Here is a 19,256-nt window from a genome sequence, read left to right as displayed (position 1 = left end):
ATGACCAATTCGCCTGCGCCCGTGACCGGGGCGAACCAATTGCGCAAGAACGCCCTCGGCGTCGGCGCCGTCACCTTTCTCGTCGTTTCCGCCGCTGCACCGCTAACCGCGGTTGCCGGCGGCGTTCCATTGTCGATGATGCTCGGAAACGGTGCGGGCATTCCCGGCACCTTCCTGATCGTCACCGCGATCCTGCTTCTGTTCTCGGTCGGCTATGTCGCCATGGCGAGGCATATCCGCAATGCCGGCGCCTTCTATGCCTATACGGCACAGGGCCTCGGCGGGCTGATGGGCGGTGCCGCGGCGATGATCGCGATCCTTGCCTATAACGCGATGCAGATCGGCGTCTTCGGCCTCTTCGGCGCGGCAACGGCGGGGCTTTTCGCCGGCTTGGGGATCGATCTGCCCTGGTGGGTCTGGACCTTTATCGGCATCGCTGCAGTCGGCATTCTCGGCTATCGCCGCGTCGATCTCTCCGCCAAGGTGCTGACTGTCCTCGTCATCCTTGAATATCTGGTCGTGCTCGTCATCGACGTCGCGATCCTCGCCAAGGGCGGCGACGGTGGATTGACGACGGTTTCGTTCACGCCCTCGGCGATCCTCTCCGGTTCGCCGTCGATCGGCATTCTCTTCTGCTTCGCCGCCTTCATCGGTTTCGAAGCGACGACGATCTACAGCGAGGAAGCCCGCGATCCGGAGAAGACCGTGCCGCGTGCGACCTATATCTCGGTGCTGATCATCGGCATCTTCTACATGTTCACCTCGTGGCTGATGGTGAACGCCGCCGGCGCGGACAAGCTGGTGCCCGAACTGCAGGGCCTTGCCGATCCGACCACTTTTCTCTTCGGCCTCGCCGAACGCTATGCCGGCGGCTGGCTGCCGCCGTTGATGAACGTGCTCTTCGTCACGAGCCTCTTTGCCGGCGTGCTGGCGTTCCACAACGGTGTCGCCCGCTATCTCTACGTCGCCGGCCGCGAGCGCCTGCTGCCCGCCTCGATCGGCGTCACACATCCTGTCTACCACAGCCCGCATGTCGGCTCGCTGATCCAGACGGTTATTGCCGTGCTAATCGTCGCGCTCTTTGCGGCAACGGGCCAGGACCCGGTGCTGGCGCTGTTCTCCTGGCTGACCAACGTCGGCACGCTTGCGGTCATGACGCTGATGGCCTTTACCGCCTTTGCGATCGTCGCCTTCTTCAACCGCAATCCTGGGCTTGAAACGAACCCGCTGGTCACCAAGGTCATTCCCGTCGTCACCGGTCTGATCCTCGTTGCCGTCATCATCGCGATCGCGGCCAATTTCGGCGATCTCGCCGGCGCTACCGGCATGCTCGCGGTGTTCTTGCCGGGGCTCGTCGTGATCTTTGGGGTCATCGGGCTGTTCCTGGCGGCCTCGCTGAAATCGGGCAATCCGATTGAGTTCGCCCGCCTGGGTGCCGGCCAGGAGATCTGATCTCTCGGGAATATCGCTTTTGGGGATGGCGGCCCGCCGCCATCCCTGCAAACCAAACGGGACAGGACACGATGCAGGACAAGATCGATCAATTGCGCAACCTGCCCGTTGCGGCCCAAAAACTGTTCATCGGGGGGCGTTGGCAGGAGAGCCTCTCCGGTCAAAGCCTCGATGTCGTCTCGCCGATCGACGGCAGGCATCTGACGACGATCGCCGACGCGGCAGCCGGTGATGTCGATGCCGCGGTCCAGGCCGCCCGCGCCGCTTTCGAGAAGGGAAGCTGGTCGAAGGCTGCCCCGGCCCAGCGCAAAAAGGTTCTCACGCGCATTGCCGAGATCATCGAGGCGCAGGCACTCGAGCTGGCCGTTCTCGGCGTACGCGACAATGGCACGGAAATCTCTATGGCGCTGAAGGCCGAACCCGGCAGTGCCGCCGGCACCTTCCGCTACTATGCTGAGGCGCTCGACAAGGTCTATGGCGAGATCGCTCCGACGGCCGACAATATTCTCGGTCTCGTGCACCGCGAACCGATTGGCGTGGTCGCCGCGATCGTTCCCTGGAATTTTCCGCTGATGATCGGCGCCTGGAAGATCGCGCCGGCGCTTGCCGCCGGCAATTCCGTGGTGCTGAAACCGGCCGAGGGCGCCTCGCTCAGCCTGCTCAGGCTCGCTGAGATCTGCGCCGAGGCCGGTCTGCCAGAGGGTGTCTTGAATGTCGTCACTGGTCGCGGCGCGACCACGGGCGAGGCGATCGGCCTTCATGGCGATATCGATGTTCTCGCCTTTACCGGATCCGGCGGCGTCGGTCGTCGGCTGCTCGAATATTCCGCGCGCTCGAACCTGAAGCGCGTCTATCTCGAACTCGGCGGCAAGTCGCCGAACGTCGTCTTTGCCGACGCACCCGACCTCGACCAGGCCGCGCGCATTTCCGCCTATGGCATCTTCCGCAACTCCGGCCAGGTCTGCGTTGCCGGTTCGCGGCTGCTTGTCGAGCGCTCCATTCACGAAGCCTTCGCCGAGAAGGTGGCAGCGATCGCAGGATCCGTGAAGGTCGGCGACCCGCTGCTTCTTGCGACCGAGGCCGGCGCGATTTCGAGCGAGGTTCAACTCAAGAAGAACCTCGATTTCGTCAGAGAGGCCGAGGCTGAAGGTGCAAGGCTGCGCTCCGGCGGCAAGCGCATCCTCGAAGAAACCGGTGGCTCCTACATGCAGCCGACTGTCTTCGACGTTCAGCCGGATATGAAGCTGGCGAAGGAGGAGGTCTTCGGCCCCGTGCTTGCGGTCATACCGTTTGATGACGAGGTCGACGCACTCCGGATCGCCAACGCGACCGACTACGGTCTGGCGTCGGCCGTCTGGACTGCGAACCTGTCACGCGCGCACCGCATGGTGCGCGGCATCCGCGCCGGCGTGGTGCACGTCAATACCTATGGCGGCGCCGACAACACAGTGCCGCTCGGTGGCGTCAGGCAGTCCGGCAATGGTCACGACAAGTCGCTGCACGCGCTCGACAAATACATCGATCTGAAGACCGCCTGGATTCAGCTCTGACCCCCGGGACGACAAACCGTATCGGCGTTGGGCCGGGTAAGAAGGCTATTCCATCGTCGCCCGCAAGGCCCGGATGATCTCTTCGGCAAACATGGCGGCGGCCAGGCCGTGGCCGCGTCTTTCCCGCTGCACCAGCGAAAGCACGTTCTTTGCAAAAGTCCGGTCACGGATCTGCAGGTATGTCAGGACGCCGTTTCGCTGTTCCTCGGTAATGTCGAACTTGCTGAGGAAAGCGATGCCGTCGCCGGCCGCGGCCAGGAACTTCATCGCCTCGATGGAATTGGTGAGATAGCTCGGCTCGACTGTCAGCCCGGCCTCAGCGAAGGCGTCGGCGACGATGCCATGGATCTGCATCGACTTGTCGGCAAAGATCAGCGGGTAGGGCTGGCAATAGGCCAGCGGCAATGATTCCATGCCGGCGAGCGGGTGTTCAGGAGCAACGACCGCGCCGAGGCGGGTGTCCATCTTCCAGAGTGTCTCGATCTGCGGCGTCGGCGGGAGACTGAAGGCAAAGCCGAGGTCGGCCTCGCCACCGGCCACCGCCTGAACGATCTCGCGGGCGAACATTACCCGGATCGTGATCTTGAGGCGTGGATGGCGTGCGCCGAAGATCGCAGCCACCTTCGGCACGATGCCGCCGGCAAGGCCGTTCATTGTGGCGATGATCACCTCGCCGCTCTGCAGCGCCTTGATATCGCGAATTTCGGCTTCGACCTGGCTGTATTCCTTCATGGTCCGGCGCACATGCGCGACGAGGATTTCGCCGGCCGGCGTCAGCCTGAGGCCGCGCGGCAGCCGCTCGAACAGCGGCTCGCCGATATCCTCCTCAAGCTGCAACACATGCTTGTTGATGGCCGAGGCAGCGACGTTCAGCCGTTCGCTCGCCCCGCGGATCGAGCCTGAGCGCGCCACCTCGTCGATATAGCGCAGCACGCGTGAATGCAGCATGGTCTTCCCCAATTTAATCGTTCTCGAAAAGCGAACGGTACGAGCAGAAAATACTGCTTTTCGGAAGCGGTGCAATGACTTCTTATGGTTGGCGAGGGGCGCGCTGCCGGCACTGCACCCGCTGAATATGGCGGGTTATGGGCAGGCGCCGACGACTATGAAAGTGGAGGACTATTCGTGAACCAGACTGAAGCCGCGCATTACGAAAAGGTGCGCGCCATCTTCGATATCCTGAACGGCGAGCGGGAGGCGGATCTTCTTTTGAAGAACCTGAACATCCTCGATGTTCATGGAGAGACCGTCTACCAGGGGTCCATTCTCGTCTACGACAAGCGCATCGTTGCGCTCAACCCCGACGAGACCGTCTTGAAGGTCAAGCAAGTCTTCGACGGCAAGGGCCTCTATGCGATCCCCGGCCTGATCGACGCGCATATCCATTTCGAATCCCAGCTCGCGCACCCGACGGCGCTCGCCGAGGCGATGGTTCCCTGCGGCACGACGACGATCTATGCCGAGTGCCTGGATCTGCTCAGCGCCGCGGGCAAGGAAGGCATCGAAGCGGCCGAGAGCCTTTTCCGGGACTACGAGCAGCTGCCCTACCGGCTCTATGCCTTCGCACCGGGCAAGAAGACGGCGGCATCGGTGACGGAAGCCGTGCTCAAGATGGAACCGGTGATCGGCCTCGGGGAGTTCGAGCACTTCACCTACAGTTCCGGCAACGACGACGATTTCCGCAAGGCGGCCTGGGTCCGCGCCAAGGGCGGCTTTATGAACGGCCACTGGGGCGTCACGGCGCTCTCCGACATGATCCTCAACTATCTGCCGGCGATCGGCGTCTCCAACAATCACGACGTCTGGAACGAGAAGGATATCGAGAAGAGCATTCGCTACGGCTTCCCGACGCACATCAAGTTCGGGGTCGGCAGCAGCGAGGTGATCAAGGTGCTGTTGCGCGCGATCGTCGACCGCAAATGGCCGACCGACAATTTCATGCTCTGCACCGACAACATCTCGATCGAGCGACTGCTCACCATGGGCCACATGGACTGGATCATTTCGCTCTCAGCCGAAATGGGCATCAACCCGATCCACGCGATCAAGATGGCGACCTACAACACCGCGCGTTCTTTCCACATGGAAGACAAGATCGGTTCGCTGACGCCCGGCCGGTTCGCCGATATCGTCTTGACCGACAGCCTGTCGAAGATCAATCCGCTCTACGTGTTCAAGGATGGCGAACTGGTCGCAAAAGACCGCAAGCTGCTGAAGAATGCCGACATCGACTATTCCGGCATGTGCAAGGACGGCGTTTCCGGCCTCGCCGATCTCTCGCCGGAGCAACTGGACATCGTGCCCCTGGAAGTGTCGGAAGACGGCACGCAGGCCAAGGTCTATTTGTTCGATGTCTACGGCCGCGGCCACGCCAAATTCTACCAGGAAATCTGGGTTCCGCTGAAGGATGGCAAGGTCGTTGTCGAGCATGAGGGCAAGAAGATGAGCCGGCTGTCGGTCGTCCAGCGCTATGCCGACGGCAAACGCCATGTGGTGAACGGGCTTTTCAAGGGCGTTCATGTCGATCGTGGCGCAGTGGCGACCTTTTGGCCGGCGCCGAAGCCCTATTTCGTCGTCGTCGGTCAGGACAGCGCCGAGATGTGCCATTGCCTCAAGCGGGTCGATACCCATGCCGGCGCCTGCATCGTCACCGACGACAGGGTGGAAAAGGCCGTCATGCCGCTGGAGATCTACGGGGTCATGGCGAACATGAGCGTCGAGCAACTGACGGCCAGTGCCGCTGCGATCGATGCGGCGCTCGAAGCTCTTGGCAACCGCAACGAAGGCGAACCGGTGGTCAACAAGCTGCTCAGCCTGTTCATCTCGTTGCACCGGTTCCGCTTCATGGCCTAGAGCCATTCAGAAAAAGGAGACGGGCGTTTCGGCGTCCGTCTGCCTGGAAAGTGGCGTGCTTCCGCGACAATGGGCGGACATGCCGAAAGATTTAAAAGCGCATCGCTGAGGGGGCGATGGGCCGGCGGGGTAAGGAGCTCCGCCTCGTTTCGAGGGAGGAAACAATGGCACATAATGCGGCGGAAGCCGAAATCGTCGATACCGGCAGCCTGACGCGGCGCTGGATCATGTATGTCGTCGGCATCTATGTGCTGACCTTCGGTGTCAGCCTGGCGATCCGGGCCGGCATCGGCATTTCACCCCAGAGCAGCCTGACGCGGACCATGACGCTGGTCTATCCGCCCTTCAGCCAGGGCACCTACAACTTCATGCTCGAACTGATCATGCTGTTCCTGACCTATCTGGTCCTGCCCAAGGACTTCAAGCTCAAGAACTTCGCCTCGCTGATCCCGGCTTTCGTGCTGGCGGTTTTCCTGGACTTCAACCTGGGGATCACCGAGTTCATCAAGCTCGAGGCCTATCCGCTGCGGGTGGCGCTGCTGGTCTTTGCCGATGCGGCGCTCGCCTTCGGCCTGTTCCTGATGATCCGCGCCAATCTGGTGCTGATGCCGATCGACATGTTCGTCAACACCATCTTCAAGCGCACCGGCTGGAAGTGGGGCAACATCAAGACCGGCTTCGACTGCACGCTGCTGGTTCTGTCGGCCTGTATCGGTCTGCTCTTCCTCGCAGAGGTCAAGTTCATCCGCGAAGGCACGATCCTGAACGCCATTCTCGTCGGGCAGTACATCAAGCTCTACTTCTTCCTGTTCAGGAAGTTCCAGGGCAAGGCGACACCTTCGCCGAAGGGCCTGGAAGCGGCCGCGGAATAGCATCCCGCGCAAAGATGCGAGAAGGGGCGCCCAACCGGCGCCCCTTCATCATGTGTCGTGATCTCTGCTTACGGGCGAACAGGCTTATCCGAAAGCGAGTTCGAGGTTCTGCCGGTCCCGTGCCACCACCTGGCACTTGGTTTCGAAACCGTCGCCGGCGACCACCAGAACGAGTTCCGGTGGTATGCCGGCGGAATTCGAAACCGTAACCGCCGCGCCATCGGCGCCCAGCGACCGGATCGTGCAGTCGATCCGTGAATGCCTGTCGTCGAAGAGAATGGTTCCGGCCTTCAGCACGCGCTGGCGCGGACCGAGCGGATAGCCGGCTTCGAGACTGCTCCATTCGACGCAGCGGTTTCGTCCGCCGGCCTTGGCGAGATACATCGCCGCATCCGCCTGGGCGAGCAAGGTGGCGTTATCCCTGCTATTGGCCGAAAGGGCGGCGGTGCCGAAGCTCGCAGTCACCGCGAGCTGGCCGAATTCACCGTGGATCGTCTGAGCGGCGATCGCTGCCCGCAGTTTTTCCGCCGCCGTCAGCGCGCCTGTCGCGTCGACATGCGGCAGCATGACGGCAAATTCCTCTCCGCCGAGCCGCCCAAAGAGGTCGCTTGCTCGCAGATTGGACTGGCAGATGGAGGCAACGGCCTTCAAGACCTCGTCTCCCGCCGCATGCCCGTGTGTGTCGTTGACCCGCTTGAAATGGTCCACATCGAGGACGATGCAAGACAGGTCATGCTGGTGCCGCACCGCGAGCGAGATCAGCTTGTCCGCTTCCTCGCGGAAGGCGCGCCGCGTCAGCGTCCCGGTCAGTCCATCCGTCGCGGCCGAGCGGAGCAGATCGATCCGGTCCATCGCCACGCCCGCCAGCTCCATCAGGATCGCAAGATCCGTCTCAGTGAACTGACGTGGCGCGCGGTCGATCGCGCACACGGTCCCAACTGTATGCCCGTCCCACGTCTTCAGCGGGACGCCTGCGTAGAACCGGACATGTTCGGGGCCTGCCACGGCAGGGTGCTGCGAAAAGCGTGCATCCTTCGTGGCGTCGTGGACGACGAGAGGCTCCTCGGAGGCGACGACATATCGGCAGAAGGTCTCTTTACGCGGGACCTCGTCGGCCGAAAGGCCGGAGCAGGCCTTGTACCATTGGCGATGTGCATCGACCAAGGAGACGATGCCGATCTCTATGGAGAAGACCTGTTTGATCAGCCGTACGACCCGTTCAAGGCCTTCATCCCTTGGCGTGTCGAGGATATCGAGATGTCCAAGGGCGGCCAAGCGATCGAATTCCCTGCCTTTCGCGTCCGTCGTCGGACGTCCGGCTGGCCCAGCAACCACCATTCCGTTTTCCTTTCTCATTCCACGCCCGGCAATAGACGCGTTTTAGGGAAAAAACAAAAGGCGCTGAACAGCAACTGGATGTGGATTGCGCCGGCTCTGTGGCGAAAGATGCTGTGTTTGTACCGAACCAGCGACGCTGCGTCCGTGCTTAACCGCCGAAACTTCCGAGCTGCGTCGGCACGTGTACATAGTTGCGGTCGAAGTAGAGCAGCGCATTACCATCGCTGCGCGAGCGGATGCCGACGACCCGGCCGATGAGGATATGGTGCGTTCCCAAGAGCCGCGCCTCGGCCAGTTCGCAGTCGAGCGAAACGATCGCATCCTTGACGGCGAAGCTGCCCGATTGCATCTCGACCCAGTCGGTGGCGGCATAGCGTGCGGCCATGTCCTGCGTCGCGCCGGCGAAATGGCCGGCGAGATCCCGATGGTCGTGGCTGAGCACGTTGACGCAAAAGCGCATGTTGTCGATGAACAGCCCGCATTGGGTGGAGTTCCGGTTCATGCAGACAAGCAACGTCGGCGGCTCGTCGGTTACCGAGCACATGGCGGTGGCCGTGAACCCGCCGCGTCCGGCGGGTCCATTGGTGGTGATGACGTTGACCGGCGCGCAGACCCGCGCCATCGCATTGCGAAACTCGGTCTTTGAAACGAGCGGTTCCATGGCCGGCCTCACTCGGCTGCGCTGCGAAGGGTGGCCTTGTCGTCGAGCGGCGGCAGCCAGGTATTGCCGGTCCAGCCGTTCTCGTCGTAGTCGGACATGCACTGATCGACGAGCGCCTCCATCTCCTTCAGGCGCCCGCCGCGCTCGGCGCCCTTCAACACCTGCAGCCGCACCTCTTCAGGTGCACCGGCATAGTTGAGTTCGTAAAGCGCGTGCCGCCCGCCAAACTCGGTGCCGGTCGCGTCCCAGAGCAGCTTCATGATCTTGATGCGCTCGATATGGCCCATGTCGTTGGAGCCGCGCACATATTGCGCCAGGTAACGATCGATTTCGGGATTGCCGAAATCGCGCGCCGAGGAGGGCAGGTAGATCAGGCCGGAGGCGACGACCCTGCGGATCGTCTCGACGACGCGCGGATAGGCCTCCGACATGAAGGTGCGGTAAGAAAGCGCAGCTTCGAGATTGGGCAGCACCGCGCCGTCGGCCCAGGGAATGGGGTTGTGCGCCATGGCGTTGGAGAAGCTCCAGAACATGTGTCGAAGGGCAATGACCTCGCCGAGCGCCGCCTGGTTGCCGCGGAAGGCGTCGCCGCCAGTCGCCCTCAAAGCCTTGGCAAGCAGGCCGGCGAGGAAGTCGAGTTTCACCGCGAAGCGGGTGCAGCCCTGGAAGCAGTAGCCGTGCATGAAGCCGGAGGCCGGGTGGAAGGAGAGGATCTTGGCGGCGTCGCGCAGCACCAGAACATCCTCCCAGGGCACGAAGACATTGTCGAGCACCAGGATCGCGTCGTTCTCGTCGAAGCGCGACGACAGCGGATAGTCGAAGGGATGGCCGACCGTGTTGGCCGTCTGCTCGTAGGAGACCCGGCAGAACATCTTGATGCCCGGCGCGTTCATCGGAACGATGAACATGACGGAGAGCGAGGGATCCTCGGTCACCGTCGCCGAGCTCTGTGCGAGGAAATTGTAGTGCGTCAGCGCAGAGGAGGTTGCGACCACCTTGGCGCCGGAGACGTAGATGCCGGCATCCGTTTCCTTGGTGATGTGGACGAACACGTCCTTCACCGCATCCGCCGGCTTGTGGCGATCGATCGGCGGATTGACGATCGCATGGTTCATGAAGAGGGCGGCTTCCTGGGCGCGTCGGTGCCACGCGAGCGCATTGTCCTTGAACGGCCCGTACCAGTTGGCATTGGCGCCCAGCGTGTTCATCAGCGCCGCCTTGTAGTCGGCGGTGCGGCCCATCCAGCCATAGGACATGCGTGCCCACTCGGCGATCGCGCCTTGCTGTGCCGCAAGATCGGAGGAGGAGCGGGCGACGCGGAAGTATTTGTGGGTGTAGCCGCCCGAGCCCGTGTCGGTCGGTGACGTCAGGATATCCTTCTTCGCCGGGTCGTGCAGCGCGTCATAGAGCCTTGCGAGCGACCGGGCGGAATTGCGCATGGCCGGATGGCTGGTGACGTCGTGGACGCGCTCGCCATTGATATAGACTTCGCGGCCGTCGCGCAGGCTTTCCAGATATTCGGCGCCGGTGAAGGGCCGCGCCCTGTCGGCGCGGAAATCCTCTGCTCTCATTTTCTCCTCCTTGAGTTTCGTCAAGGCTAGGCGTTGAAATCGGCAGCGGCCATGGACAGAATGGCAAAATGACTTGGACTTTTTCGGGTGGAACATGAGCAGCAGCATTCCAAGTTTCTTCGTCTATGGCGAACCGGAGCAGAAGGTCGAGCCCGGGTTCTTCCATGTCGAGACGGTGATGGCGCGGCGGAACCTGCATCAGGGCCAGGTCAAGGCGCACAAGCACGACCAGATGGGACAGATCACCTACTGGCTGAGCGGCGGGGGAACTTACTTCATCGACGACAAGCCTTTGGACTTTTCCGCACCCGCCATCAGCTTCGTGCCGAGCGGCATCGTGCACGGGTTTTCGGTCGATCCAGAGACGAGCGACGCGATTGTCGTTTCGATTGCCGATGGTGCGCTGCTCTCTATCCGCGAGCAAACGACGCTGGCGCTCGATACGCCCATGATGATCCGTGGCGACGGTGAAGACCGGCATTGGCGCCGTCTTGCGGAACTGCTCGATATCGTCGCTGATGAGTACGCCGGCGGTGCCACGGGCACGCAGCGGATGCTGGCATCTCTGGTCGCCGCCGTGCTGACCCAGATCGCTCGCCTGGCAGCCGCAGCACCGCCCACCGCCCAGCCGACACAGGCGATGCTGGCCACGGAACTGCGCCGGCTCATCGATCTGCGTTTCCGCGAGAACTGGAGCGTCGGGCACTACACCGATGCGCTTGCCACGACGCCGCACCTGCTTGCCAAGGCGAGCAGGGATGCCTTCGGCATGCAGGTGAAGGAACTGATCAACGAGCGGCGATTGCTCGAGGCCAAGCGCCTACTGCTCTTTACGGTCCGGCCACTCGAAGACATTGCCTATGAGATCGGCTTTGCCGACGCCGCCTATTTCTCGCGCTTCTTCCGCCTGAGGGTCGGCGAAGCCCCGAGCGACTGGCGCCGTGCGCGGTTGAACTCGCCTGGAGCCGGCTAAGTCACCGGCTCCGAGAGGTATCGCCAAGTCCGTCGGTTATCGGCCATAGGCCCGCATAACCGCCATCAGAGGCTCATGCCGGATCGCCTGGATCTTGAAGCGATCATGGGCTGTACCGCCGGAATCTTCGGCCGCGATCATCGCGTTCACCACTGCTTCTTCGACGCTGTCGACGGTCGCGAGATAGACGGGGTCAAGCAGCTCGTCGTTGACGATTTCCAGCGACAGTCGCGGCGGCGCCCTGTGGGCCATCGGCTGGGTGTTGGCGGTGGAGAAGGCGAGGAAGATGTCGCCGGAATTGTTGCCGCCGGGCGTGCCGTTGCGGCCGATGCCGATCGCCGCCCGTCGCGCCAGGCGCTTGAGTTGATGCGGTGCCATCGGCAGGTCGGTCGCGATCACGACGATGATCGAGCCGCGCTCCTGCATCTGGCTTTGCGGCGTGCCGTCGCGCATGTGTTCGCCGACCGGAACGCCGCGGATCGTCAGCCAGTCGCGTTGCCCGTGATTGGCTTGGACCAGCGTGCCGATCGTGTAGTCGCGGCCGCCGAATTCAACGACGCGCGAGGCGGTGCCGGTGCCGCCCTTGAAGCCATAGGCGATCATGCCGGTGCCGCCACCACAATTGCCTTCCTGGACCGGGCCGGACGCGGCAGCGTCGAGTGCGGCGTGCACATCGGCTTCCGTGATCGGCTGGCCGTTGATGTCATTCAAAACGCCGTCATAGGTTTCGGCGACCACCGGCATCAGCCAGAGGAAATCATCGGTGTCGTAGGTCGTCCTGTAGCGCTCCAGCATCCATTGGATGGTGGCGTGGTGGGTCATGCCGACCGCATGGGTGTTGGTGATCATCACGGGTCCGAGGAAGAAGCCGCCATCCTCGATCCAGTGGGTGCCGGTCATTTCGCCGTTGCCGTTGAAGCGGTGCACCCGGGCATAAACCGGGACCGGTGTTTCCGATCCGGCATGCGGCAGGATGGCGGTGACGCCGGTGCGCACCGGGCGCTTTCGGCCGGGTCGCGGCGTTTGCTCCTCGATAGTGCGGAAGCCGACGGCAATGCCTTCGACATCCGTGATGGCGTTGAAGCGGCCGGTGCGGCCGGCAAAGGGCAGGCCGATATCGCGGGCGCGGGCGCTGGAGGGCGTAGAGGTTTTGTCGTTCATGATCATTTCTGCCGGGAGCGAAGGTAAAGGCCGAGCGAGGCGACGACGAAGGAGAAGGTCAGCATCATCACGGCGATGGCGTTGATCTCCGGTTTGATGCCGCGCCGAAGCATGGAGAAGATGAACATCGGCAGCGTCGTGACATCGACGCCGGCGATGAAATAGGTGATGACGAGATCGTCCATCGAGATGATGAAGGCGAGCAGCGCGCCGCCGACGATCGCCGGGAAAAGCTGCGGCAGCACCACCCGACGAAAGGTCATCCATTCGTTGGCGCCGAGGTCGGCCGACGCGTGTTCCAACGTGCGATCCATGCCGGCAAGGCGGGCCGAGACGACGATGAAGACGTAGGAGATCAGGAAGGTGCACTGGCCGATGATGATCGTCGTCAGGCCCAGCCGGATGCCGGAATTGACGAAGAAGATCAGGAGCGCGATGCCGAGCACGATATCCGGCATCAGCATCGGCATGAACATCACCACCCGGTAGAAGCGCTGGCCGACAAATTCGAAGCGGTAGAGCGCAATCGCGATCGCCGTGCCGAAGACGGTTGCAATGGCCGTTGTCGAGGCGGCGATGACCAGGCTGTTCCACACCGCCTGCAGCAGCTGCCCCGTCGATTCGATGTAGAGCGCGCTCTCGGAGACCTTGGTCTTGAAGCCGAGAACCTGAGCGTACCATTCGGTGGTGAACCCGGTCCAGGTCATCATGTTCACCGGATTGGCGTTGAACGAATAGACGGCGATGACCACGAGCGGGATGTAGATGAAGGCGAAGAACAAGCCGGTGTAGGCAAGCAGGCCACCGGTAAAAAGGGATCGAGCGATCTTCACGGGCGCCTCACCGTGCCAGTGCGGCGGCAGCGCCGCGCCGTCCGGAAAGGATGACATGGGCGATCATCATGATCAGCATGACGCTCATCACCATCATCGCCAGTGCTGCACCGAAGGGCCAGTTGCGGGCGGCGAGGAACTGCTGCTCGATGAGGTTGCCGAACATCATCACCTTGGCGCCACCAAGCACCGCCGGCACGACGAAGTTGCCGAGCGCCGGGATGAAGACGATGACGGCGCCGCCGGCAATGCCGGGTGCGGTTAAGGGCAGGATGATGCGCAAGAAGGTGCGCACGGGGCCGGCGCCGAGCGGCGAGGTCGCAATAGCGCAGCGCCCGCGCGACCAGCGCCTCCTTGGTCAACATCGGGCGCAGCTCGCCCCAGAGCGCGATGCCTTCCAGCAGCGTGCCGGAGACGTTCATGCGCGGCAGTCCGAGCGACAGCGTCGCGTCCATGTGGAAATGCGGGTCGCAGAAAGGCGGGCTGAGCAGGCGGCCGGTGGCGTCGATTTCTTCGCCCGCTGTCGCGGCAAGAGCCATCTCGATCGCTGCGATCTTGCCGCCCTTGACGCCGACATCGACGCCAAGCCGTCCGTCCGGAAGATTGGCATTGCGGATGATCAGGTCGAACATGCTGGTTTCTCCGGTGGCGGTAACGGCGCGGGCCTTGAGCGAGGCTTAGGAGCCGAAGCTCTTTCGATAAGCCGCCGGCGACGTGCCGAATCGACGAACGAAGGAACGACGGAAGGCGATATCGTCATGGAAGCCGATATCGGTCGCAATCTTTTTGAGCGGGATGCTTGTGTCTTCGGCCAATCTGCGCCCCGCCTCAAGCCGCATGCTCTCAACATAGTCAGCCGGCGTCATGCCCACCTCCTGCTTGAATTGCCTGGAGAAGTTTCGCTCGCTCATGCCGGTGCGCCTGGCGATCGCCCCGACACCGAGATCGGCAGAGAGGTTGTCGGCAATGTAGTCCTGCGCCGCGCGAATAGGGGTCTTCTGCGCAAGCTGGCCGGCAAGGAGCGTGCTGAACTGGGTCTGGCCGCCGGGTCGCTTGAGGAAGACAACAAGTTCACGCGCGACTTTCAAGGCGATGTGCAGGCCGAGATCCTTTTCGACGATGGCAAGTGCGAGGTCGATGCCGGCTGTCACGCCCGCCGAGGTCCAGACATTGCCGTCCTTGGTAAAGATGCGGTTGGGCTCGAGCTTCACCTCCGGAAAGCGCTTGCCGAATTCCGCCGCTTGCGACCAATGCGTCGTCGCCCGCCTGCCGTTCAACAGGCCCGCTTCGCCGAGCACGAAGGCGCCGGAGCATACCGATCCGAAGCGACTGGCACGGGCGGATGCGTCCTTCACCCAAGTCAGAAGCGATATCGGAAGCGGTCGTTCGTGAATGAGCGGGTCCCCGGCAACCAGCAGGGTATCGATGTCGGCAATGCCGTCATCCATCGCACGGTCGGGAAGGAGGGTCAGCCCGGAAGACCCACGCACCGGGGCGGTGGAGGCGCTGACGACCTCCACCGAATAATGGTCGGTGCCACTCTGACGGTTGGCCTCCGCGAACACGTCCGAAGGGCCGATAACGTCGAGGAGCTGGACGCCCTGCATTGCGACGATCGCGACTTTGTGAACGGCCATTAGCGAACCTCGAACAATCTGCCGGTGAGGATGATGCTGATCGTCCGATAGAAGACAACCGCAATCGCGCCAGCCAGAAACAGAAAGAACAGTCCAGCCAGCCCGGTGAGGACGGTGCTCTCGGCAGACGCAGCATACCGGAAGAAGGCGATCGAGAGCGCAGCAAGCGGAAAGCTGATCGCCCACCAGCCGACGCTGAAGGGGACATGGGAGCGGAATACCATCGGCGACAGGACGAGCATCAGAAACAGCGCGAAGTAGAACAGGACCGTGGCGAAGAGATCGACCGAACCCGTGACATTGGTATAGGCGAGGAAGCCGACGGCAAAGGGGGCGACCAGAACCATGAGAGACGGCCGAGCCAGCGCCGGAAGTGGATCTTCATGGCGCAACCGCGAGAAGATCAGCGCAATGAAGACTGCGGCGATGACGCTGCCGACCGAGAAGGCAAGCATGTTGACCTCATGTGCCCAGGCGAACGGCATGGCGTGGCCGGTAACGGCGATATCCAGAGTGGCGACACCGGGGATGAGCAGCGGCGGCAGCGTCGTATCGCGCGACTGTTGCCGGCCGAGGAAGCCCCTGGCGACGACATAGGCGAGGGCGAAGGTCAGCGCCGACGCAGCCGTCCAGACGACTTCTGACAGCAGCGGGCTATAGCGGTTCAGAAAAGCTGACTGCAGAAGCAAGCCGATTGCGACCGTTGCGAAGAAGTTGCTTTGAACCGGATGGGCGAATTCGGCGGCGACCGTGGCCGGATGGCGGTGCCACTTGAAAGCGTAGCCGAGCGCAAGGCTTAGAAAGATCGAAGTCCCGAGCCAGCCGACATATTCGCCGGGAAGGGCCGGCAGACCGATCGTCCTGGTGGCTTCGCGCCAGGCGAGGCTCAGGCCGGTTATGCCCATTACCGAGGCGAACAGGTTGATCGGAAGCTGCGAGATCGACCTGCGGGTCAACGGCGTGCTGTTCGAGAGGTCCATGGATTGAACGGTCATTGGATTATTCCTGTCCGAAAGAGTGCTGACAGGATTAAAACACGCCACGCCGTTGTCTTGAATGATCCAGATAGTACGATTCCGGACTCGCTGCGTATGTTTCCGGCCAAGGACCGATCAGTCGCGCCGTCATATGGATTGCGGACGGCGAAGCCGGTCACACGGCTCCGTAGCTGCGCCAGAGAACGTAAAGGCTGACGGAAAAGATGATCGCACGGAAAATCTTGGTCAGCGTATCGCGCTGGGTCGAAAGCTGCGTCGAAACGATCGTGCCGATCACGCCACCCGCGACGCCACCCAGGATGAAGTAGCCGGCGATGCGCCAATCCACCAATCCAGAGGCGGCATAGTTGATCGCGGTCGTCAGGCCGAAGGTGCCGACAGCAAGCAGCGACGTGCCCACAGCGTTGATGAGCGGCATGCCGGTCGCAAGCAGCAGTCCGGGAACGATGAGGAAACCGCCGCCGATGCCGAAGAAGCCGGAACAGGTGCCGGTCAGAAGCGCTGTCAAGCCGGTCTTGGCGTGTGTGCCGAGCGAAAGCGACTGCGGTGTCGCCGCCGTGTCGCACCTGACCTTCCGCATGGCGAAGCTGACGAACATCATCACGAGGCCGAAGAGGAACAGCAATCGCTGGCCATCGATCAGCTTGCCGAGGCTGGAGCCGAAAAAGGCGCCAAGCGAACCCGCGACCGTGAAGATCAGCGCGCAGCGCCACCAGAGATGACCGCGGAGCGCGTGGCTTATCAGGTTGAGATAGGCATTGGCGGAAACCGCAAGCGCTCCGGTGCCGAGCGCGGTGTGCACGTCGCGGATGCCGACGACATAGATCAGGAGCGGCGTCGCCAGGATCGAGCCGCCACCGCCGATCAGGCCGAGCGTGAAGCCGGTGAGCGAACCGGAGCCGATCGCAAGCAGCATCTGCTGGAAGGGGTCCGCCACGATGCCGCTACCCCCAGACCGAACCGGGCAGCGCGTCGAGCGGTATCTTCAGGTAGCGTCGGCCGTTGTCCTCGGCGACAGGGAGCTCGCCGCCACGCACGTTCACCTGCAGCGCGTACAGGATGAGCTTCGGCATCGGCAGGGTGCGGTCGCGCGCCTCGCGCAGGCCGACGAAATCGGCCTCGGACTTGCCGGCAACGTGCGGGTTCGTGGCCTTCTGTTCGGCGACCGTGCTTTCCCAGCGCGCCTCGCGGCCGCCGGGGCAATAGTCGTGGCCGGTGAAGAGCCGTGTTTCGTCCGGCAGTGCCAGAATGGCCTGGATCGAGCGCCAGAGGTCGGCAGCGCTTCCGCCCGGAAAGTCGGCGCGGGCCGAGCCGCTGTCGGGCATGAACAGCGTGTCGTGAATGAAGGCGGCGTCGCCGATCACGTAAGAGATCGAGGCGAGCGTATGTCCCGGCGAATGCATGACGTGGGCCTTGAGCTCACCGATCTGAAACGTCTCGCCGTCGGCAAACAGCCGGTCCCATTGCGAACCGTCGCAGGCGAAGTCCGGCCAGTTGTAGATCTCCTTCCAGATCCGCTGCACGCCCTTCACATGTTCGCCGATCGCCGTCGGCGCGCCGGTCTTTGCTTTGAGGTAGCGCGCCGCCGAGAAATGGTCGGCGTGCGGGTGGGTGTCGAGGATCCACTCGACCGTCAAACCCTTGGCGGCGATATGGTCGAGGATCGCATCGGCATTCCGCGTCGCGGTCGAGCCGGACTTTTCATCGAAGTCCAGCACCGGATCGATGATCGCGCATTTGCCCGTCGCCGGGTCGGCGACGACATATTGGATGCTGCCGGTGCGGGGATCGTAGAAGCCGGTCACATCGGGCTTATGCATAGGCGAGGGCCTCTTCAGCCGCGGCGCACGGGAAGAAGATCGCGCGGGCGGGGTCAAAATCGTAATCGGCTTCGAAACTCGGCGCGTCGGCGGCGAGCTGCGTGACGCAATCGAGAATGTACTTCACCTTGTCTTCCGAAAGCAGCACGCTGAAGTTCAGCCGGGTGAAGCCCGGCTTCTCGATTTCCTCGCCGGCAAGGATCGCCTGGCGGATCTGTTCGGAGTGCTCGGCATCGATCGACAGCAGCCGATGAACGTAAGGTCCGGCGCAGGCGCAGCCGCCGCGCGCCTGGATGCCGAAGCGGTCGCTCAGCATGCGGGTGACGAGCTGCTGGTGGACATAGCCGCCCTTGCCGTTCCTGATGCGGAACGAAAAGATCGGCAGCCGGTCCGGTTCCTGCAGGCCGAGCAGTTCCAGTTGCGGAATGGCCCTCCAGGCGGCAAACGCCTGCTCCGCCAGTTCGCGGTTGCGCCGCTCCATGCTCTCAAGCCCGATCGCGTGTTTGACGATGAAGGCAAGGGCTGCACGGATGTCACCGACGACGTTCGGCGTTCCGGCCTCTTCGCGGGCCTCGATGTTGGCGCTGTAGTCGTGTGTATCCGGCGAAACGAACTTCACCGTGCCGCCGCCCGGCCAGGTCGGCTTGTCGGTCGTGACACTGTCGCGGCGAACGATCAGGATGCCGGAAGCACCCGGGCCACCGATGAACTTGTGCGGCGAGACGACGATGGCGTCGATCTCGGCACCGGAAACGGGAGACATGGCGATTGGAACATAGGGGCCGGCGCCGGCATAGTCCCAGATCATCTTCGCACCGGCAGCCTTGACCATGCGGGTGATCGCGGCCACGTCGCTGGTGATGCCGGTGATGTTCGAGCCGGCCGAGAGGGTACAGACTGTCAGGTCGGACGAGCCAACGCTCAGCGCTTTGCGAAGTTCCGTGAGGTCCGGTCCACCCGCCGGGCATTCGGCGATCTCAACGATCTCAGCGCCGCTTTCGCGCCAGGGCAGGATGTTGGAGTGGTGCTCGTAGGGGCCGATGATGACGCGGACGGTTTGGCCGGCAGCAACCGCGTCGCTAACGCCGACGAGCTTGACCAGACGGTTGATGCCGGAGGTCGCACCGGAGCCGGTGAAGATCACGGCATGGTCGGCCGTGGCGCCGCAGAATTCCCCGATCAGCGCTCGCGCTTCCCGCCGCATCCGGGTCATGAAGCCCCCGCAATAGGAGGCTTCGGTGTGGCTGTTGGCGTAGTAAGGCAGGACCTCTTCGAGCACGAAATCTTCGATCACGCGCAGCGCGCGGCCGGAGGCGACGTAGTCGGCATAAACCAGTGCCTTCGTGCCGTAGGGACCGGCGATCCGCGCCTTCGCTCCGACCAGATCGTCGCGTAGCTCGGCGACGAGACCCGGCCGGTTGAGGGACTGGCGGAACCGGGCGAGCGGCGAGAGCGCCTCGCAGGGTTGGTGGACGGCGGGCACGATCATCGCGCTTACTCCTCGGAGCGGACATTGACAGCAATTGTAATCCCGTCC

At 63.0% G+C, this 19,256-nt stretch carries 17 protein-coding genes and 1 pseudogene; 5 read left to right on the top strand and 13 right to left on the bottom strand.

Annotated features, from left to right (window positions below):
• Together IB277_RS28445 and IB277_RS28440 are read left to right on the top strand one after the other, a co-directional pair.
• Positions 1 to 1,452 (top strand): APC family permease, encoded by a 1,452-nt coding sequence (locus tag IB277_RS28445; RefSeq protein ID WP_060582288.1) that lies wholly within the window; start codon positions 1 to 3, stop codon positions 1,450 to 1,452.
• Between the two features lie 71 nt (positions 1,453 to 1,523).
• Entirely contained in the window at positions 1,524 to 3,002 is a 1,479-nt protein-coding gene (locus IB277_RS28440; protein ID WP_060582287.1) for an aldehyde dehydrogenase, read from the top strand.
• Between the two features lie 45 nt (positions 3,003 to 3,047).
• On the opposite strand, the gene IB277_RS28435 is transcribed toward IB277_RS28440, so the two are convergent.
• Complete coding sequence (locus tag IB277_RS28435; protein ID WP_060582286.1) at positions 3,048 to 3,950, bottom strand: LysR family transcriptional regulator; 903 nt, start codon at positions 3,948 to 3,950, stop codon at positions 3,048 to 3,050.
• Positions 3,951 to 4,127: 177 nt separating this feature from the next.
• On the opposite strand from IB277_RS28435, the gene IB277_RS38985 reads away from it, so the two are divergent.
• Together IB277_RS38985 and IB277_RS28425 are read left to right on the top strand one after the other, a co-directional pair.
• Entirely contained in the window at positions 4,128 to 5,855 is a 1,728-nt protein-coding gene (locus IB277_RS38985; RefSeq protein WP_060517820.1) for an amidohydrolase family protein, read from the top strand.
• Positions 5,856 to 6,019: 164 nt separating this feature from the next.
• Positions 6,020 to 6,727, top strand: coding sequence for a YitT family protein (locus IB277_RS28425; RefSeq protein WP_034787819.1), 708 nt, complete (start codon positions 6,020 to 6,022; stop codon positions 6,725 to 6,727).
• 84 nt (positions 6,728 to 6,811) lie between these two features.
• On the opposite strand, the gene IB277_RS28420 is transcribed toward IB277_RS28425, so the two are convergent.
• From IB277_RS28420 to IB277_RS28410, 3 genes are all read right to left on the bottom strand, one after another.
• Entirely contained in the window at positions 6,812 to 8,065 is a 1,254-nt protein-coding gene (locus IB277_RS28420) for a sensor domain-containing diguanylate cyclase (RefSeq protein WP_090426072.1), read from the bottom strand.
• A gap of 148 nt (positions 8,066 to 8,213) precedes the next feature.
• Positions 8,214 to 8,726, bottom strand: coding sequence for a flavin reductase (locus tag IB277_RS28415; RefSeq protein ID WP_192372195.1), 513 nt, complete (start codon positions 8,724 to 8,726; stop codon positions 8,214 to 8,216).
• 8 nt (positions 8,727 to 8,734) lie between these two features.
• Positions 8,735 to 10,297, bottom strand: coding sequence for a 4-hydroxyphenylacetate 3-hydroxylase N-terminal domain-containing protein (locus tag IB277_RS28410; RefSeq protein WP_192372193.1), 1,563 nt, complete (start codon positions 10,295 to 10,297; stop codon positions 8,735 to 8,737).
• A gap of 94 nt (positions 10,298 to 10,391) precedes the next feature.
• Here IB277_RS28410 and IB277_RS28405 point away from each other — a divergent pair, with 94 nt between their 5' ends.
• Positions 10,392 to 11,270 (top strand): helix-turn-helix domain-containing protein, encoded by an 879-nt coding sequence (locus tag IB277_RS28405; protein ID WP_060517825.1) that lies wholly within the window; start codon positions 10,392 to 10,394, stop codon positions 11,268 to 11,270.
• A 36-nt stretch (positions 11,271 to 11,306) separates the two neighbouring features.
• Here the strand turns inward: IB277_RS28405 and IB277_RS28400 are convergent, their stop codons facing one another.
• The 9 genes and pseudogenes from IB277_RS28400 to IB277_RS28360 all read right to left on the bottom strand — a co-directional run bounded on the left by IB277_RS28400 (position 11,307) and on the right by IB277_RS28360 (position 19,208).
• Positions 11,307 to 12,431, bottom strand: coding sequence for a P1 family peptidase (locus IB277_RS28400; protein ID WP_192372191.1), 1,125 nt, complete (start codon positions 12,429 to 12,431; stop codon positions 11,307 to 11,309).
• Positions 12,432 to 12,433: 2 nt separating this feature from the next.
• Positions 12,434 to 13,321 (bottom strand): ABC transporter permease, encoded by an 888-nt coding sequence (locus IB277_RS28395; RefSeq protein ID WP_210333189.1) that lies wholly within the window; start codon positions 13,319 to 13,321, stop codon positions 12,434 to 12,436.
• Positions 13,272 to 13,559, bottom strand: a complete 288-nt coding sequence (locus IB277_RS28390; RefSeq protein WP_371813699.1) for an ABC transporter permease subunit — start codon at positions 13,557 to 13,559, stop codon at positions 13,272 to 13,274. Before IB277_RS28390 ends, IB277_RS28395 begins: the two co-directional genes overlap by 50 nt.
• Positions 13,519 to 13,896 (bottom strand): annotated as a pseudogene (locus IB277_RS28385) (amidohydrolase family protein); the annotation flags it as partial. The gene IB277_RS28390 and the pseudogene IB277_RS28385, both read right to left, overlap by 41 nt.
• A gap of 45 nt (positions 13,897 to 13,941) precedes the next feature.
• Positions 13,942 to 14,901 (bottom strand): GlxA family transcriptional regulator, encoded by a 960-nt coding sequence (locus IB277_RS28380; RefSeq protein WP_034787850.1) that lies wholly within the window; start codon positions 14,899 to 14,901, stop codon positions 13,942 to 13,944.
• The gene (locus IB277_RS28375) at positions 14,901 to 15,896 is read right to left on the bottom strand and encodes an SLAC1 anion channel family protein (RefSeq protein ID WP_034787853.1); all 996 of its coding nucleotides are present in this window, start codon (positions 15,894 to 15,896) and stop codon (positions 14,901 to 14,903) included. The genes IB277_RS28380 and IB277_RS28375 overlap by 1 nt, the downstream gene beginning before the upstream one ends.
• A gap of 157 nt (positions 15,897 to 16,053) precedes the next feature.
• Entirely contained in the window at positions 16,054 to 16,815 is a 762-nt protein-coding gene (locus IB277_RS28370; protein ID WP_060517834.1) for a sulfite exporter TauE/SafE family protein, read from the bottom strand.
• A gap of 28 nt (positions 16,816 to 16,843) precedes the next feature.
• Complete coding sequence (locus IB277_RS28365; RefSeq protein WP_060517836.1) at positions 16,844 to 17,719, bottom strand: MBL fold metallo-hydrolase; 876 nt, start codon at positions 17,717 to 17,719, stop codon at positions 16,844 to 16,846.
• A complete protein-coding gene (locus IB277_RS28360) occupies positions 17,712 to 19,208 on the bottom strand; it encodes an aminotransferase class V-fold PLP-dependent enzyme (protein WP_082566296.1) in 1,497 nt (498 codons plus the stop codon). The genes IB277_RS28365 and IB277_RS28360 overlap by 8 nt, the downstream gene beginning before the upstream one ends.
• Between the last annotated feature and the right edge of the window lie 48 nt (positions 19,209 to 19,256).

The organism is Ensifer sp. ENS07 (genome assembly GCF_014852185.1).
Lineage (GTDB): Bacteria > Pseudomonadota > Alphaproteobacteria > Rhizobiales > Rhizobiaceae > Ensifer > Ensifer adhaerens.
Note: the sequence above shows the minus strand (reverse complement) of the source record. Positions and strands in the feature narration are given on the sequence as shown.

Coding starts and splice junctions, on each gene's coding strand:
- IB277_RS28440 (WP_060582287.1), top strand. CDS start 1,524: ATGCAGGACAAGATCGATCAATTGCGCAACCTGCCCGTTGCGGCCCAA.
- IB277_RS28420 (WP_090426072.1), bottom strand. CDS start 8,065: ATGGTGGTTGCTGGGCCAGCCGGACGTCCGACGACGGACGCGAAAGGC.
- IB277_RS28380 (WP_034787850.1), bottom strand. CDS start 14,901: ATGGCCGTTCACAAAGTCGCGATCGTCGCAATGCAGGGCGTCCAGCTC.
- IB277_RS28375 (WP_034787853.1), bottom strand. CDS start 15,896: ATGACCGTTCAATCCATGGACCTCTCGAACAGCACGCCGTTGACCCGC.
- IB277_RS28365 (WP_060517836.1), bottom strand. CDS start 17,719: ATGCATAAGCCCGATGTGACCGGCTTCTACGATCCCCGCACCGGCAGC.
- IB277_RS28370 (WP_060517834.1), bottom strand. CDS start 16,815: ATGCTGCTTGCGATCGGCTCCGGTTCGCTCACCGGCTTCACGCTCGGC.
- IB277_RS28360 (WP_082566296.1), bottom strand. CDS start 19,208: ATGATCGTGCCCGCCGTCCACCAACCCTGCGAGGCGCTCTCGCCGCTC.
- IB277_RS28395 (WP_210333189.1), bottom strand. CDS start 13,321: ATGTCATCCTTTCCGGACGGCGCGGCGCTGCCGCCGCACTGGCACGGT.
- IB277_RS28400 (WP_192372191.1), bottom strand. CDS start 12,431: ATGAACGACAAAACCTCTACGCCCTCCAGCGCCCGCGCCCGCGATATC.
- IB277_RS28405 (WP_060517825.1), top strand. CDS start 10,392: ATGAGCAGCAGCATTCCAAGTTTCTTCGTCTATGGCGAACCGGAGCAG.
- IB277_RS28425 (WP_034787819.1), top strand. CDS start 6,020: ATGGCACATAATGCGGCGGAAGCCGAAATCGTCGATACCGGCAGCCTG.
- IB277_RS28445 (WP_060582288.1), top strand. CDS start 1: ATGACCAATTCGCCTGCGCCCGTGACCGGGGCGAACCAATTGCGCAAG.
- IB277_RS28410 (WP_192372193.1), bottom strand. CDS start 10,297: ATGAGAGCAGAGGATTTCCGCGCCGACAGGGCGCGGCCCTTCACCGGC.
- IB277_RS28435 (WP_060582286.1), bottom strand. CDS start 3,950: ATGCTGCATTCACGCGTGCTGCGCTATATCGACGAGGTGGCGCGCTCA.
- IB277_RS28415 (WP_192372195.1), bottom strand. CDS start 8,726: ATGGAACCGCTCGTTTCAAAGACCGAGTTTCGCAATGCGATGGCGCGG.